Below are 17500 nucleotides of genomic sequence, written 5' to 3'. Positions count from 1 at the left end.
GTGTTCTATCGTAAATAATGAATGAAATCCAGCTTGAATTTCTCGATGATTTTTTAATTGGACTTTTTCTCCTAAAAATAATCAATGTTTGAATACCTTGATTTAACGTTTATAAATAACTAATTAATATCTATTTTTTTAATAACAATAAAGCTTATATCGTATCGAAATTACAGTATATAGGATTTATTTCCTAGTGAATTTACCACATATGTAATTGTTTTACATGAATTGACCAGCAATGCTAAAAGAAATAATTATTTGTATGACAGGGGTGAAGGAATAATCTATAAAAACATGTTAATAATAAATGATTTTTGATGTTAAGATTCCAAAACTGTAGCGACGTACATGAAACTTTTTCATAATTGGTCCTGTTTCCTGAATAGAGTTGCTAGGTTATAAAAGAAAAGGAATATATGTATTTATAAGAATATGTACAATTGCTATCTAATTCATCAATGTTATTCTTCACTGGAATAAAAAAAGTGAGATAGAAGATGGTGTAAATGGAGAAATTCTATTTTCTGTCTTTCTTGTATAATAAAATAAATTAAGAATATACAATTGTGTCATACATATAATGAGATATGGGGAAAAAGAGAAAGGTGAAAATAAGATAAAAGAACTAAGAAGTAGGAGGGACAAAACATATAAAGAAGTGACGTTATATAAAATTTTAAGAGAAATCACTGTAATTAAATAGGAAGGGAACTTATCGGTTTCTGCCTAATAAAGCATGGGTAATAAACCGATAAGTTCCTCTTTCCCAAAAGAGAACACGGTCTACCCATGCTAATTTTTTTGAAAAAATTAGATGGGACGTGATTATGTTGATGAATTTCGGTGAACAACATGTTAATTTCGACATTGAAAGTGTTGAAGCTTTAACAATTAAAATGGAACGTATTTCGCAAAATCATAAGAAAACATTTGAAGAGAAGTTGAAGTGGTCTAGAGATATTCATGATTTGGCAATGAACAATTTAAACATGTATAGTGAGCTACTAAAAAAAGAATTCGGGAGCGTATTTCGATATAAAATTCGAGAAACGATTGATGAAAAAGATGAAAAGAAACGAATATTACTAGATTGTGAGAAGTTTATAGATAATAGAATTCAGGTGTATTTCCCTGACGAAGTTTTCCCGATTTTGTTGAACAACGGATATCGCGTATTAACAGTAAATAATGCTTTTCCAACGACTGTAACAATCTCCAAAGAAACTAAAACAGCAAAAAAACCATGTGAGCTCTATAGCTTACCGAACCTGCAATACTTTACATGGATATATTGGGACAAAGATTTGGAACGTATTAAAGAAGTTATTATTGTGAAGCAACCTTTTCGCATTTTCGAAAGAATTAAATTTAACCCTGAGTTCGAGTTTCAAGAGCGAGAAACAGAGAAGGGATATTTTGTTTCAATTCCTGTCGAACAAGAATTATTTAAAGAATTGATTGTATTACATTTAAAGCCCGAAGACTATACGCATTGAAAACTCTAATTTCCCCCAGCTGAAAGTTGGGGGATTCTTTTTGTGCAAACGTCATGTAATTTCAAAATATACAATATAATTTATGCTTTAGACTAGGAGTAGAAAAGACAGCCACCCAATAAAGAGCGGCTGTCTTTTTAATTAAAGATACGGATTTAAATAATTTCTAGCATAAAAGTTATAATGTAGTACATTTTGTTCAATCATTGGTATAAATTTGAAGCATATTGTTTTGGGAAACTCATCCCTGTTGTGTAGTATGGTCTCTTAAAAATAAAATAGATCTTTAAAAATGGTGTTAAACTGGGGTTTCATACCACTTTTTGTTTTTTCTCGGTATAATAAAAATATGATTAAATTTCAAAAATTGGGTTTGAGGATAGAAAATCTTTTAGAAAAGAATTATTAGGATAGAGTATTTATCATTTATACAGAGTGAAAATAGTTATTTATTAAAAAGGTTATCAAAAAGAAAAGGAAAAACAAAAGTGATAAATTATTAGTAGAGGGAGATAAATTTCAATGTACATTTCAAATATCAATATAATCAATTATAAAAATTTCCGTGCCAACTCTATAAATTTTAATGATGGTATCAACGTTATTATTGGACATAACAATGCTGGTAAATCAAATTTATTACGAGCATTGGCATTAATTTTTAATACTAATAGTAAAAAGCATTTATCAATTGATGATTTTAATAAAAACATACCATTAGATGAATTAAAGGTATATCCACCTAGCATTAAAATAACTGCTACTTTACAGCAAGAAGATTGTGAAGAATTAATGAGTGATGACTTAGTAACTATAAGTAACTGGTTAACTAGATTAGAAGAACCTTATGAAGCTAAATTACAATATGAATTTTACCTACCAACTAGGTTTCATGAAAAATATCAAAGTGCAGTAAAAGAAGCAGAAGATATAGTTGAAGTATGGCAACTTGTCCAAGATGAATTTCTGAGATTGTATACATATAAAATATGGGGTGGAAATCCTATTAATCAAGTTACTGCTGATAGTGAAGCATTAAAAAAATTTGATTTTCAATTTTTAGATGCAATAAGAGATGTTGAACGAGATATGTTTAGCGGAAAGAATACGCTATTAAAAAATGTTTTAGATTTCTTCATGGACTATAACATAAAATCGGATGGAACGTTAGAAAAGGAACAAAAAGAAGCGGAAATTAAAATTAAAAAGAAAGAATTTGGGGAATCAGCAGGAGATTTAATTTCACTATTGAATGAGCGGATGGCAGAAGGGAAAAAACACATTTTATCATATGCACAGGATATAGGTGCTTCATATGATAAATCTACTCCAAATTTCGATGGAAGTATAACAGATATTGAGCTCTATTCTGCTTTGAAATTAATAGTTGAATATGAGACAGGTATTAAGATGCCTATTATTAATAATGGACTTGGATACAATAATTTAATATTTATGTCGCTATTACTTGCAAAAATGCAGGTTGATGCAAATGAAGATTATTTAGGTAGTAATGCCAAGGTATATCCAATGTTAGTTATTGAAGAACCTGAAGCACATTTACATCCTACAATGCAGAGACAATTATTAAATTTTCTTAAAAAAAATTTGAAGAACAAAAAAGTGAGACAAATTTTCGTTACTACACATTCCACTCATATAACGGGTGCTGTAAATTTGGATGAATTAATTTGTATTTATAAAAATGGAAGCGAAACTTTAATTGGTTATCCAGGAAAAACTTTCGGTGAAAATAAAAAGAGTAAAAAATACGTCCAAAGATTTTTAGATGCTACTAAATCCAATATGCTATTCGCCGAAAAAATTATTTTAGTAGAGGGATTGGCAGAACAGTTACTTATGTATATATTCGCTGAATATATGAATATTTCTCTAGAAGATAATCATATAGCAGTAATTAATGCGGATGGAAAATATTTCGATCATTTTTTACATTTATTTAATACTTCAAATCCAAATGCTATTAGAAGAAAAGTAGCGTGTATAACAGATAGAGATCCAGAGCGGAAAAACTTAACTCCTAGCGAAAAAACTGAAAAAAAATCATTTAAAAAATGTTATCCATTTGAAATGTATATAGATGAAAAAGGGTATGAGTATAAAAGAAATGAAGAGAAAAATAGTTATCCTGATAATATTAGATTCTTTCTGCAGGATGAAAACTATGGTAAAACATTGGAGTACGACTTGATTCGTTTTAATCCAAACTTTAAAGGATTGGTTACAGAGTCTACTGCCAATAGAGAAGAGATCTTTAAGCTAATGGATCAATATAGTGAGGGTAAATCAGTCGATTTAATGCTTGGAAATTTAAATGCTTCAAAAGAAAACGAACGGATTAGACAAGCATTAGAAGATAAACGGTTAATATGGACAGACGAAGATAAGAAAAAAGCATTAATTGCTTCAAGATATTTAAATTCAGTGGGAAAAGGAGAAAATGCATTAGAATTAGCTTATGTACTAGAGGAAAATCTATTGAAAAAGAAAGTTTCTGGCCAAAAAGAAAATATTGAATTTAAAGTGTTTAATGTACCCGATTATATTAAATTAGCTATAGAATGGATGTGTAAAGAATGATTCCAATTTCTTCTCAAGATACAATAGATATTGAGCGACATTTCAAAGTCACTGCGGGACCTGGTGCTGGTAAAACTCACTGGTTAATAAATCATATCAGAAATGTTTTGGGCCATTCTGATAGATTAGAGAAAACACGTAAAATAGCATGTATAACATATACTAATGTAGCTGTAGAAAATATTTTGAATAGATTAGGGTCACAATCCATTAATCAAGTAGAGGTTTCGACCATTCATAGCTTTCTATACGTTCATATTCTTAAGCCATATATTAATCATATAGCAGAATTATTTGGAATAGACTTTCAAAAAATAAAAGGTCACGATAAAATTGAACCTAGATATAGTAAAGTTAAATTATGGTTAGAAAATCATTCTCAGGTTGAGAAACTCAAGCATCCTTATACAATAAATCAATTGCTAAATAGACCACAAAACAAAGATGCATTATTCAATTGGTTAGCTGGCCTTAAATATAGATTTAATTGTGACCAAAACTTAGATTTAAGTGGTGAAGAAAGTGATGCTAGACAGTTACGTAAGGTGGTTAAAATTCTAGAAACAGATTTACTTAATTATAAAAAAATATATTGGCAAGAAGGTAAAATTGATCATGACGATGTACTGTATTTTAGTTATGAATTGATTACGAGATATCCATTTATTCTAAAAGTCTTACGCGCTAAATTTCCTTATTTTTTCATAGATGAATTTCAAGACACTAATCCGATTCAAGCTAAGATAATATCTTTATTAGCAGAAGAAGAAACTATTGTAGGGGTAATTGGAGATCCTGCACAGTCAATATACTCATTCCAAGGTGCTAGTATAGAAGATTATCTTAAATTCAAAGTTGATAATCTAAGTGAATATACTATTACTGAAAATAGAAGGAGTTCTAATCAAATAATTGATTTGTTAAATGGAATTAGAGCGGATATTGAACAAACTAAAATTAGAAATGTAGACTGTGATAGACCTATTTTATTTGTAGGGAATAGTATAGAGGCATTTAATAAAATCCAAGACATGTTTGGTAAGGGTTTATTTATTCAAACCCTATCTAGGGATAACCCAACCGCAAATTCAATGAAACTTGGAGTAGACAATAGTAATTTGAATACTAAACTGTTGGGTGAATTAGCTTCAAAAGATACTAATATCCAACGATACAGTATTATAAAAAATTCAATGGAAGCTCTAGAGTTTGCTAAACATAATGATTACAAAAATGCTATAAAAATAATGAGTGCTAATTTTAATGGTTATTCTGAAAAAGAACAATTCAATAAATCTGTATCAATGTTACAAAAATTAATACAGTTAAAAGAGACGTTTTTCGAAGAACCTTTAATGTTATTCTATCAGCTAATTAGAGAAGCTATAAGCATGTCGGGTTTTAGAAACGGTGCTATTCAAGATTTTTATAATACATATTCTTATAAAGAAATAGCATTGTGTATAAATTATAAAGAAGATATTAGTCAGCATAGGACTATTCATAAATCAAAGGGCGATGAGTTTCAAAATGTCTTATTGATAACAGATACAATCGAGTTTCTTACTAATCCAAACTTAGCTGAAGATGAAGAACAACGAATTTATTATGTAGGTATAAGTAGGGCTATGGATAGATTATTTATAGTAACACCTAAATTATTAAAAGCGAATCGAGTAATAATAGAATCTAAATTGAACTTCCAAATAATAGATTTAAAAAAGGAACCTCAATTAATTTAAATATAATTAAAGCTTTAGATAGAATAAAGAGGATATTTTTAATTATTGGATATCCGAAATTAAATAGCTTTATTATTTTTAAATATAATATTATAATTAAAGGATTTAATTTCGGGTTTTCTCTAAGTATGTGTATCTTTATTCGAAATGAGTAAGTTTGCTAATTTTATTTAGAATATTTTTATAAGAAAAAATTGATAATAATGATCAAATATAAAATAGGAAATATCTCGGCGTTTCTTATTTTACATAACGGCTCTAAAACATATTTTTACGCTCAAAGGAGACATGTCAACAAATAAAAAAGTACTTTCCCGAGTAAACGGTTGTGTAACAGGTTAGCCTTGGAATAAAGAAGGAAATGTATTTATTACTTAAGGGTAACAAATGAGTAATGTTTTTATTTATAAGTATTCTATATAGTTGAGGCGCGTATATAATGAAGAAAATCATATATTTTGATGAAACGTCTGCTTTAGACTTAATAGATATTAAGTCTAAAGGTAGATCTGAAGAAATTTTGCAAAGTATGGTTGATAAGGCAAGTAAGTTTGGTGGGAAGGTGTATTGGTATAGGATGGTTAGATAATTTAACTACAGGTATTACAGGGAGTTTAAAAGTAGGTTTATCTAGAAATAAAAGAAATATTATCTTTATCAATATTACTAATACCATTTTAACTAGCTTTTTATAATTGTTAGATAATTCGAAATCAAAAAAAGGAGATAAAGAAATTCAATTAGAAACAATTAAAGTGAAAAATTTATCAATTTTAATGAAGTTTGCAACGTATTTGAAATCAATCACGCTTGTTATAAAAATTTAAAAAGCGGAATTTGGTAAAAGCACATTACAAAGTGAGGTTGAAAATCTTAACTTTCATAAAATAGACGAGATATTAGAAAGTGCAAAAGGATATTATAAGCTAGTGGTAGTAGATGGATTTAGAAATAATTATAGATTACAAGATTTACAATTGATCACTTTAACACTTTATGGTGTAAAAGTAGGAGAGGGTACAAATGGGACCTATATATAGAAGAAAGTGGTCCGACCTTCTATAAATTAGTAATGTGAAAGGTCATAAATTAGTGGTTTTAGTACCCATATCCTTTTAGTGAACACCAAATAGACACGTAAATGTGACCAAAATAAAAGAGCGCTTGTTAACAGCGCTCAGTAAAAAATAGTTACATGGAAGCAATTATTCAATATTAGAACCGAAAATTTTCGTACTGGATGGTCACAAACGTGGTCACGCCTGTGGACACAAAATAGTTATTTTAAACACTTTATTAGTCACTTTTTATAAAAGAATTTATTCAATCCCGTTCGGATCATAAGAATACTGCTGCTTATTCTCAATCCGTTCAATTACGTCTTGCAACTCGTCTGGCTTCAGAAATTCAATAGGAGAGAAGCCTTTCTCAAATGTAAGTGTATCAGCCTCAATCATTAATACGTATCGGTCATTTACCTTTGCGATATGTATTTGATCCCCGAAATCAGCAAGTAGGGCTTTCACAGAGATATGATCCGCTTTTAGCTTCAATTCCACTTCAGGCGCATGCTCGACGATTTGAGCGGTAGCTTCCATTACTTCTTCGGTTGAAAATTGTTCCATAATTTCGCGTTTCGGACTGGCAGCCCATACTTCCATTGCTTGGTCGAACTGTTCGCGCTCTTCCGTACCTTCTTCAAATACATCTTCAATTTGGTCGTATACCATGTCCATTACTTGTGTTTTCATAATTTCAGGCATAGAGCGTTCGTATTCGACGAATTTTAAGAAGTCTTCAAAGTAACGGGCGTGTGATGCTTGGTGAATCTTTAGCTCGCCCACTTCGACCATACCTTCTTCGGGCATGTACGGATATTGGATAGATTTCATATTTTTTGTTGTGATGGCCATTTCAACGTTACGAATTAGTGTGGATTCATCGGAAATGGAAGCGACTTTCGGCTCAAAGTCACATTTCATAACGAAAACGAATGGATCATCAAAGTATTTGCGTAGTTTAGCTTGCGCAATTAAAAATACACCACCGCGTACAGCACTTGTGTCAAGATATGTATAAACGAGAGGTTCGCTCATATCTTTGAAGTTTTCCTTCGTTTCTGCAAAGCGGATGCGATTAAATAAGTTGTAATGAGGATTTGAATCAAGTTCGTGCCCTTCTTCTACAATAAAGCGACCGATCTTTGTCGGAGCTTGCTCTGTTTTCGCATGACGTTCTACTTTTCTCTTTGAAATTTTTAATAATTCTCCATTCAAAAATTCTTTTAAGGAGCTATCTTCATACTCTTCAGCGTCTAATGTTTGAAAATGTTTGTAGCGTTTATCAACAGCTTCACCTTTTCCTTCTACTTGTACAACATAAAAGGAAAGATAATTTATTTCAAAATCCATATTTATCACCTTGTTTCATTTCATTAACTCTTATCAGTATAGAGATGGAAAAAACTTTCGTCAATTTATATAAGGAAGGGGAAGCCCCCTTCCTTCATATATTTTTTATTTCCGAAATTAAAATCCGTCTTCTAATGCTGAAAATGGAATGTTCAGTCTGTTTTCTACTGTACGTAAACGTTGGTTTAAGCGGTTTAATCTACGTGTATGACGTTCAACCGTGTTTTCTAATTGACGTACTCTTTGTTCAAGCTCATTTACTCGTCTTTCTAATTGACGGTTTCCAGCACCAGGAAAAGAGATTGGAAGTTGGAATTGTCGAGTTTGATCATATGGATTAACTTGTTCTACTGGATCTATATATTGTTGGTATTGTGCTTGTAAATCATATTGAGGTTGATAACCAGTTTGGTTATATGGATCGTATGGATTGTAGGGGTACATAAAAACATCCTCCATTTCTTTAAAATAGGTTAATTCACCATAATGTATGTGTAAAAGCGGAGTGTGGCACGGCAAATACCTATTTATGTTCACAGGATGTTTTTTATAAATACGAATATGGAGTTTTACATTTGTATTTCGTTCGTTTTATGGTATATACTGGATAATAGGGAGAGGTTACGTAAAGGTTACAATTCTATCAAACTCAAACTTTTATGTAAATATATATAGACATTTGGAAAAGAAAAGAGTAATTTATATAGAGTAAAAAATAACTTGTAACAATTTATAAATATATTGTAAAATGATTGTAACAAAACATACATAAAAATGAAATAATACATAAAAGTAGTATTGGGGAAAAGGGGAGAGTATATTGTTCCGTAAAGTAAAGGGTATATTAGTTGGGGTTTTATGTGTAGCTGTAGTGAGTGGCTGTGGTACAAAAGTAAGTGATGTTGCATTAGTAAGTGATATTGGTGGCCACACGGTAGAGGCTAAAGCAGAAGTACAGGATTCTATTAGTTTAGTAGATGGGCGTACAGGTACGGAAGTAAAAAAGTTAGATTTGTCGAGTCTAGGTTATTTTGAAGATGAAGCGAAATTTAAAAAATCAGTTGAGAAGGTTGCTAGGGAAGTTGGGAAAAATGTTGACAAAAAGATGGTCCCTTCACGTCTAGGATCTGATGGAAGTTGGCAAGAAGGGAAACCTTCTTATGAATTAATGGAAAAAGAATTAGTAGATAAATTATTAAACGTAGGTATGTGGGATTCTTCCTATCAATTACCTATTGTTGAGAAGAAGCCTACTGCAACATTAAGTGATGCGCAAGGAAGTGGTACGGTAATTGGTAGATATGAAACGAATTTAGGTGGCTCAACAGGTGGCCGTATTGAAAATATTCGTTTGTCAGCAGCGAGCATAAATGGAGTTGTATTAGCAAAAGGAGACCGTTTCTCTTTCAATGCATTAATTGGTGATACAACGCCAGATAAAGGATATCAATTAGGAAAAGAAATTGTAGATGGTAAATTAGTAGATGGATATGGCGGTGGTGTTTGTCAAACATCATCAACATTATACAATGCGGCAGATCAAGCTGGTTTGAAAATGGTAGAGAGAACAACACATTCTAAAACGGTAGGTTACGTTCCACAAGGAAGAGATGCTACAATTGCATATCCATACTTAGACTTAGTGTTTGAAAATACGAATGATGCACCTGTGAAGCTTTATATGGGCATTCAGGGCGGAAAGTTAGTTGCTGAAGTACATAAAATGCGATAAGAATTAGAACAGACTATTTTTGTAAAGTCACCTTTTCTGAAAGTTAGAAGAGGTGACTTTTTATTATGAACATAAAAATAAGTGTAAATTCTGACTTTTCTTATTTACATAGGATGATTTTAGTTGTATCCTTCATAGTAACGGTTATATGTAATGGAAGAATATTGGGATAAGGAGATGGAGTTATTTATGGTACAGATTCATCCGAAAACACGTATTGGTCATGTTGAATTTAAGGTGATAGATTTAGAACGTCAAATTTCCTTTTATGAGAATGTTGTAGGCTTAGAAGTAATTAAGCAAGAGGGGAATAAAGCATATTTATCTGGAAAAGGTGGAAAGAATACATTACTTGTTCTTGAAAAGTTAGAGGACGGGGTACTGCAAGAGCCGCGTACGACTGGTATATATCATGTAGCCTTTTTGGTTCCGACTCGTGAGGCTTTTGCGTCGGCATTATTTGGTGTGATTCGTAATAAGAATGTAATTGATAGTCCGGCTGAGCAAGAGGGACGTTATACATATTCAAATGAAATTTTACCAATTTCAAGGTTTAATAGCGCAAGCGATCATACGTATAGCGAAGCGTTTTATTTACAAGACTTAGAGGGAAATGGTATTGAAATATATGCGGATCGTCCGCGCGATCAATGGGGAGAAGGGCCAGGAGGAAGTACCCCGCTGGATTTAAAAGAACTAGCAACGCTTGTTGATTATGAGTTTGATGGATTACCTGCTAATACTGTCGTTGGACATGTACATTTACGAATAGCTAATGTAGAAGAGTCACATGACTTTTATGTAGATACAGTAGGCTTTGAAGTGCAGCAACGTGAAGATGACTGCTTATTCATTTCTGCAGGAGGATATCATCACCATATAGGCGCAAATACGTGGAACGGAGTAAATAACCCGCATTCACCAGCACATGCAACTGGACTTAAGGTATATACGATTGTATTACCGCATAAAGAAGCGTTAGATGAAGTGAAAGAAAGATTAATAGAAAAACAACATGGAATAAATGAGATTTTAACTGGATTTACTGTAGTAGACCCGAGTGGTATTACAGTACAGTTTGAAATAGAAACAGCATAAAAGAAGTCGGAAGGTGTATAATTACCTTCCGACTTCTTTTTGATACGTAATCCAGGTAGCACAAGGATTGAAAGGAACGGATTTTAATATCTCCATTGCATATATACTTGTTGAATCGAATTCACCTTGAATGAAAGAATAGCCGTGTTTATTTGCATACATAAATTGTTCGAAAACGAGCAGTTTCAGTAAGGATAAATCGTCTTTCGTGTGAGTTCCGCACCATCCTAGTTCTACCGTATTATCCTTTTCTGATGTATGGAGGAAAGAGTATGCCATAATTTGATGCTCTTCATTTATAATGAGAAAGCTCCCATCTAGTAGTACGTCATCAGCTAAAATCATCTCTTGCCAAGTTTGTAGTGGGAATGAGGCAACGGGATTTGCTAGGTGGGTTTGCTCATAATTTTCTTTTACTAAGTAGGCTAGTTTTTCTAATAAATTATTATTTGATACGATGTTCGATAAAGTTTGTACATGATAATTTGAATTAGGGACTATATCGATAGAAACTATTTTTTGTAAGTCTAATATCGGCATATATGTTCTTCGAATTTCCGTAAAATTATGTTCTTCAAAAAACGTTTTTAAATGAGCTGATGTTTCCCATATAGAGGTTTGTAATGGGAGTTTAAAGTTTTCTCGCTTTTGAATCTCGTTTAATAAAAATTCTTCAATGTGTAGCTCTGCATAGAAAGGATTCGTATATATTCGAAAGTATGTGCAGTATGGATGGAAGTTACTGCCCCAGGTGAAAAAGATGCCTACTACATCTTTTTTATAGTAGGCAACATACGCACATTTTGTTTTATTATCTCGTAATAAGTGAAATACGTACGATTCTTCATTGTATAAATCAATAAGTTGTTTTACTTGTAGCTCATTATTTTTACTATACTTCTCTATAACAAGATTATTTTCATTGGAGGACTTCATCATAGCTCAATCCAAAAACGTCTTACTACATTCCCATCTTCCTCAATGAAATCCTCATCACGAAGCCCGCCGTTATGTAAAATTGTTTTTTCTGAAGCAGTATTTACTTCATCGCAAACGATCAGTGCTTTCGTGATGTTTAATTGCTTCGCTTTTTCCAGTGATAATGCTAGTAATTTCGTAGCATAACCTTTTCTTCTTTCAGAAGGGCGAATGCCATAACCGATATGACCGCCAGCGTTAAATAAATGTTCGGTTAAACTATGACGTATATTAACAGCTCCTACAATTCTATTATTATCTGTAACGAGCCAATACGTAGAGTCTGGTACCCAAGATTGGGGAATGTTTATTCCGTTATGCGCATCGTGTAGTTCTTGCACCATAGCTGGGAAGTTAGAAGGGTCCTTTGTAATAACCCACGGAATCATCGTTTCACCGCTATCTTTCCATTCGTTATAAAAATCTAAGTATTCTTCTTGTAAATCGATAGTAGGTGTAAGTAAAGAGACGTTCATTGTTAATAGGCTCCTTTATTTATGTAGTATGTATAAAAAAATTACGACACAAAATGAAAGCGTTTTCTTAATTTTCTCAACCTCATTTCATGTTATCCACCTTTGTTTTTTCAAGAAAATGATTGGATGTTTAAAATTAGAAGTTATTTATTTTATGTTAATATTTAAAATATTAACATAAAACGGCCTAGGTATTAAGTGTATTTTAGTAAAATTCCTTCATATCGATAAATGGATGTGTGTGATAATTTTTATTTTATCTATCTATAATGAATGAAAGGGGGAAGAGCTCGTGAGTGTAAATATTGATTTCATTATACGAATCGGTGTCGCTGGTTTGTTAGGAGCAATAATCGGTATTGAAAGGGAAATTCGATCAAAAGAAGCGGGCTTAAAAACACATTTCCTAGTAGCGGTAGGAAGTGCCTTAATAATGGTCGTTTCGAAATATGCTTTTTCAGATATTATGAATGAAGATCATATGGCACTAGATCCGAGTCGTATTGCAGCGCAAGTTGTTAGTGGAGTAGGTTTTTTAGGTGCAGGTACAATTATTATTCAAAAGCAGGCGGTGAAAGGATTAACGACAGCAGCTGGTTTATGGGCTACAGCAGGAATTGGATTAGCAATTGGTGCTGGTATGTATGTAGTAGGAATTGGAGCGACGATTCTTGTTTTAATTGGTTTAGAGATTGTAAGTCGTATTTTTAAGGTGCAATTTTTATTTCCGCAAAATATAATGGTGCAAATGTGTATAAATAAACGTGAAGCAGTACAACAAATATTAGAAACACTTCATATGAAAGGCATTCCAATACTTTCATATGAAGTGGAAGCTTCACAGCAAGGGATAGAAATTGTTTATAAGGTAGGGATGCAACTGAAAAACATATCGTCAGAAGAAAAGAATGAGTTTATTCAGCATATGCAAACATTACCAGAAGTTACATTCATAAAGTTAAAATCATAGTTTTGAAAACGAGGATAGATGTAGCGGGAATTTCGCTATTATCTATCTTTTTTTGATATAAAACGCACATAAAGTCAAGTGTTAATTTTGCATGGTATGGATACATGTGTGAACGTTACCTTATTTTTTCTCAATACAGTATAAAAAGTGAAAATAGTAAAATAATGGTGCGGTACACTAAAAAATGTAAGGTAGGGGAGAGCATGAAAGGCTATTCAAAAAAAGTGTTAGTAGGGGTAAGTTTTGCTAGTTTCATGTTAGGGAGTTTTCAAGGGGACGCATTGGCAGAAGGTACAAAGGGAGAGCAAGTTTCATATCGGAATGTGCTCAAAATGGAGCCGATTGGTTTACAATTACCAGTGCAAGAATTAGCTCATTCATCAAAAGTGCTGGAAAATAAGTCTTTTGAGAAAAGGCTACAATTTGCTGATTTGTCCCAAAGGCCACCTGAAGTGAAAAAGGAAAGTAAGCAATTAGCTGTAGCGAAAACGTATACAATTGCTGAATTAAATCAATTGAGCAATCAGCAGTTAGTGGACTTACTTGTAACAATTGATTGGGAGCAAATTACTGGGCTATTTCAGTTTAATAAGGATAGTCTTGCATTCTATCAAAATGATAGTAGAATGCAGGCAATTATTGATAAATTGAACCAGCAAGGACAAGCTTATACGAAAGATGATTCAAAAGGGATTGAGACTTTAGTAGAGGTGTTACGATCTGGTTTTTATTTAGGATTTTATCATACAGAATTAAGTAAACTAAATGAGCGAAGCTATCATGATAAATGCTTACCTGCACTAAAAACGATTGCGAATAACCCGAATTTTAAACTCGGTACGTTAGAACAAAATAGAGTTGTCTCATCATATGGAAAATTAATTGGGAATGCTTCAAGTGATGTGGAAACGATCACATCAGCTGCAAAGATTTTTAAACAATATAATGATAATTTTTCTACATTGGTAGATAATCTTTCAGCTGGAAATGCGATTTACGATATTATGCAAGGTGTTGATTACGATATTCAATCGTATTTGTACGATACGAGAAAAGCACCGAAAGATACAATATGGTATCAAAAAATTGATAGCTATATTAATGAATTAAGTCGTTTTGCCTTAATTGGAACGGTGACAGCGAAAAATGGTTGGTTAATTAATAATGGTATTTATTATACAGGTAGACTTGGTACGTTCCATAGTACAGAAACGAAAGGGTTACAAGTTGTAACAGATGCCATAAAAATCTATCCGTATTTAAGTGAGCAATATTTCGTAGCTGCTGAGCAAATTGCGACGAATTATGGCGGGAAAGATGCGAATGGTAAAGTGGTTGATCTAGATCAAATAAGAGAAGATGGTAAGAAAAAATATTTACCGAAAACGTATACGTTCGATGATGGAGCAATTGTGTTAAAAGCTGGAGATAAGGTGACTGAGGAAAAAGTAAAACGTCTATATTGGGCGGCAAAAGAAGTGAAGGCACAATTCCATCGTACGGTTGAAAGTGACCAGCCGTTAGAAAAAGGAAACCCTGATGATGTATTAACGATGGTTATTTATAATAGCCCAGCTGAATATCAATTTAACCGTCAATTATACGGATATGAAACGAATAACGGCGGTCTTTATATAGAAGGAACAGGTACGTTCTTTACTTATGAACGTACGCCAGAAGAAAGCATTTATAGTTTGGAAGAATTGTTCCGACATGAGTTCACGCATTATTTACAAGGTAGATATGAAGTGCCAGGACTTTGGGGACAAGGGAAGATGTATGAGAATGAGAGATTATCTTGGTTTGAAGAAGGGAATGCGGAGTTTTTTGCAGGTGCAACGAGAACAGATAATGTTGTACCGAGAAAGAGTATTATAGGAGGCATATCTTCAAATCCAGCAGAACGTTATACAGCAGAGAGAACGTTAAACGCAAAATATGGAACGTGGGATTTCTATAATTATTCCTTCGCTTTACAATCGTACATGTACAATAAGAGATATGATATGTTTGACAAAATTCATGATCTTATTAGGAAAAATGATGTAACAGCATATGATGCATACCGCTCTGCTTTAAGTAAAGATGCGAATTTAAATAAAGAGTATCAAGACTATATGCAAATGTTAGTAGATAACCGTGAGAAATATAATGTTCCATTAGTATCAGATGATTATTTAGCGACGCACGCACCGAAACCAGTTTCAGATATTGCAGCAGAAATTACAGCAGAAGCAAAATTAAGTAATGTATCAGTTAAGAAAAACAAATCACAGTTCTTTCATACATTTACACTACAAGGAACATATACAGGTACGACTGCAAAAGGAGAATATGAAGACTGGAAATCAATTACACAAAACGTAAATGATACGTTAAAACGTTTAAGTGCGAAAGAATGGACAGGCTATAAAACAGTAACAGCTTATTTCATAAATTACCGTGTGAATGCAGCAGGACAATTTGAGTATGATGTTGTATTCCATGGTATTAATACAGAAGAAGGTGCTGTGAATAAAGTGCCAGTTGCGGTTATAAATGGGCCCTATAGTGGAAATGTAAATGAAGCAATTTCGTTTAAAAGCGATGGATCAAAAGATGAAGATGGGAAAATTACTTCGTATAAATGGGAGTTTGGTGATGGTACGGTAAGTAATGAACAAAATCCGACTCACGTGTATACAAAAGAAGGAACATATACAGCGAAATTAACAGTAACAGATGACAAAGGATTAACGAATACTGTTACAACGAATGTAACGGTTCAAAAGAAAGAAGATAATAGTGTAGAAAAAGAGCCGAATAACTCATTCCAGACAGCAAATAAACTGCAGCTAAATCAAATTTTACGTGCTAGTTTAGGAAACGGTGATACGAGTGATTACTTTGAAATAAATGTGGAAACAGCGAAAAACCTGCAAATTAATGTAACGAAGGAAAATAATATTGGAGTAAACTGGGTTCTTTATTCGGAAGCAGATTTAAATAATTATGTTACGTATGCCCAGCAAGAAGGAAATAAGTTAGTAGGAAGTTACTACACGTATCCAGGGAAATATTATTTACATGTGTATCAGTATGGCGGGGGAACAGGGAATTATACGGTAGAAGTGAAATAGTAAAAAGGTCGCCGTGAGTGGCGACCTTTTTGTTGCGTGTTATACAAAAAAATTTACAAAAGCTTGATAGGCACTACCAAGAGAAAATAACGTAGCTACCATATGTGCAGTCCATTTAGGCATATTTAATTTCAATACGGTATTGTACAAGATTCCATATAAGGGGGCCTGCCGACGAAACGCGGAAATTATACGCTAAGCATAAGTTTACCAATAAAATAAAAAACAAAGTCTGTAAATTTATGTAAAATAATGATATAATTTAATTGAATATAAAGAAAAAGGAAACCGATACAGCTTGTGCGTATGCAGTGCATTTTGGTCTAGGTCGCAGTCTTTTAACGTGCTCGAACTACAGGAGGAGTAAGCATATTCCCGATGGATCCATTTCTGCACTTCCATTATTTTGGGAAACCCCTGGTATCCAAGACTACATTTTACCCTTACATTATTTTTTTGATGTAGCTCTTGAAGATAAAAACTATTTAATTTTCAAGGAACAGTTATTAACTTAAAACTTATTATACTAGGAGGGTGTATCATGAAAAAAATATGCTTTGTATTAATTGTCGACGCTGGTATAAATTATGGTTCAATATTTTCTCTACCATTTTTAAGGAATCACGATGATTTGAAGGAATATTTTTCTGAGTATTATGATGTTTCGATTAATTATATTAGGGATAAAAACTCAGTTGACTATTTGGTAGTTCCCAAACCGTGTCCACCTTTTGATAATGAAAATAATCTTCCAATAATTGAAGTACCAGCAAACTTATTTATGGAAAAGGATTTTGAAAAAATAAAGACTTATATAGACAATTATTTTTCTAATAACTCATAAAGAAAATAAAAGTATAAAAAGAAGTCCGAT

General features: G+C 32.5%; 12 protein-coding genes. 8 read left to right on the top strand and 4 right to left on the bottom strand.

What is annotated here, in order from left to right:
* Positions 1-830 precede the first annotated feature (830 nt).
* The 3 genes from ACTFR9_RS09680 (at position 831) to ACTFR9_RS09670 (ending at position 5842) form a co-directional block, all read left to right on the top strand.
* Entirely contained in the window at positions 831-1499 is a 669-nt protein-coding gene (locus ACTFR9_RS09680; protein ID WP_000928913.1) for a hypothetical protein, read from the top strand.
* Positions 1500-2021: 522 nt separating this feature from the next.
* Positions 2022-4100, top strand: a complete 2079-nt coding sequence (locus tag ACTFR9_RS09675) for an ATP-dependent nuclease (protein ID WP_000275953.1) — start codon at positions 2022-2024, stop codon at positions 4098-4100.
* Positions 4097-5842, top strand: coding sequence for a UvrD-helicase domain-containing protein (locus ACTFR9_RS09670; protein ID WP_000612351.1), 1746 nt, complete (start codon positions 4097-4099; stop codon positions 5840-5842). Before ACTFR9_RS09675 ends, ACTFR9_RS09670 begins: the two co-directional genes overlap by 4 nt.
* Before the next feature lie 1319 nt (positions 5843-7161).
* Here the strand turns inward: ACTFR9_RS09670 and ACTFR9_RS09665 are convergent.
* On the bottom strand, positions 7162-8253 hold the full coding sequence (locus ACTFR9_RS09665; protein WP_000345047.1) for a DUF3900 domain-containing protein: 1092 nt from the start codon (positions 8251-8253) through the stop codon (positions 7162-7164).
* A gap of 117 nt (positions 8254-8370) precedes the next feature.
* The gene (locus ACTFR9_RS09660) at positions 8371-8712 is read right to left on the bottom strand and encodes a hypothetical protein (RefSeq protein WP_001997954.1); all 342 of its coding nucleotides are present in this window, start codon (positions 8710-8712) and stop codon (positions 8371-8373) included.
* A gap of 361 nt (positions 8713-9073) precedes the next feature.
* Here ACTFR9_RS09660 and ACTFR9_RS09655 point away from each other — a divergent pair, with 361 nt between their 5' ends.
* Together ACTFR9_RS09655 and ACTFR9_RS09650 are read left to right on the top strand one after the other, a co-directional pair.
* Positions 9074-9985: a VanW family protein gene (locus ACTFR9_RS09655; protein WP_000488988.1), complete on the top strand. Its 912-nt coding sequence runs from the start codon at positions 9074-9076 to the stop codon at positions 9983-9985.
* 189 nt (positions 9986-10174) lie between these two features.
* A complete protein-coding gene (locus tag ACTFR9_RS09650; RefSeq protein WP_061535932.1) occupies positions 10175-11083 on the top strand; it encodes a VOC family protein in 909 nt (302 codons plus the stop codon).
* Between the two features lie 21 nt (positions 11084-11104).
* On the opposite strand, the gene ACTFR9_RS09645 is transcribed toward ACTFR9_RS09650, so the two are convergent.
* Positions 11105-12022, bottom strand: coding sequence for a hypothetical protein (locus ACTFR9_RS09645; RefSeq protein ID WP_000978258.1), 918 nt, complete (start codon positions 12020-12022; stop codon positions 11105-11107).
* Positions 12019-12537, bottom strand: a complete 519-nt coding sequence (locus ACTFR9_RS09640; protein ID WP_061535933.1) for a GNAT family N-acetyltransferase — start codon at positions 12535-12537, stop codon at positions 12019-12021. Before ACTFR9_RS09640 ends, ACTFR9_RS09645 begins: the two co-directional genes overlap by 4 nt.
* Positions 12538-12829: 292 nt before the next feature.
* On the opposite strand from ACTFR9_RS09640, the gene ACTFR9_RS09635 reads away from it, so the two are divergent.
* The 3 genes from ACTFR9_RS09635 (at position 12830) to ACTFR9_RS09625 (ending at position 17470) form a co-directional block, all read left to right on the top strand.
* The gene (locus ACTFR9_RS09635) at positions 12830-13507 is read left to right on the top strand and encodes an MgtC/SapB family protein (RefSeq protein ID WP_000115697.1); all 678 of its coding nucleotides are present in this window, start codon (positions 12830-12832) and stop codon (positions 13505-13507) included.
* 203 nt (positions 13508-13710) lie between these two features.
* The gene (gene colA, locus ACTFR9_RS09630) at positions 13711-16626 is read left to right on the top strand and encodes a collagenase ColA (protein ID WP_061535934.1); all 2916 of its coding nucleotides are present in this window, start codon (positions 13711-13713) and stop codon (positions 16624-16626) included.
* 541 nt (positions 16627-17167) lie between these two features.
* Positions 17168-17470 (top strand): hypothetical protein, encoded by a 303-nt coding sequence (locus ACTFR9_RS09625; protein WP_000717602.1) that lies wholly within the window; start codon positions 17168-17170, stop codon positions 17468-17470.
* The last annotated feature ends 30 nt before the right edge of the window (positions 17471-17500 follow it).

The sequence above is a fragment of the Bacillus cereus group sp. MYBK222-1 genome, from assembly GCF_051916425.1.
In the GTDB taxonomy this organism is placed as follows: domain Bacteria; phylum Bacillota; class Bacilli; order Bacillales; family Bacillaceae_G; genus Bacillus_A; species Bacillus_A paranthracis.
The sequence above is the reverse complement of the archived record's forward strand: the minus strand, read 5'-3'. Positions and strand labels throughout refer to the sequence as shown.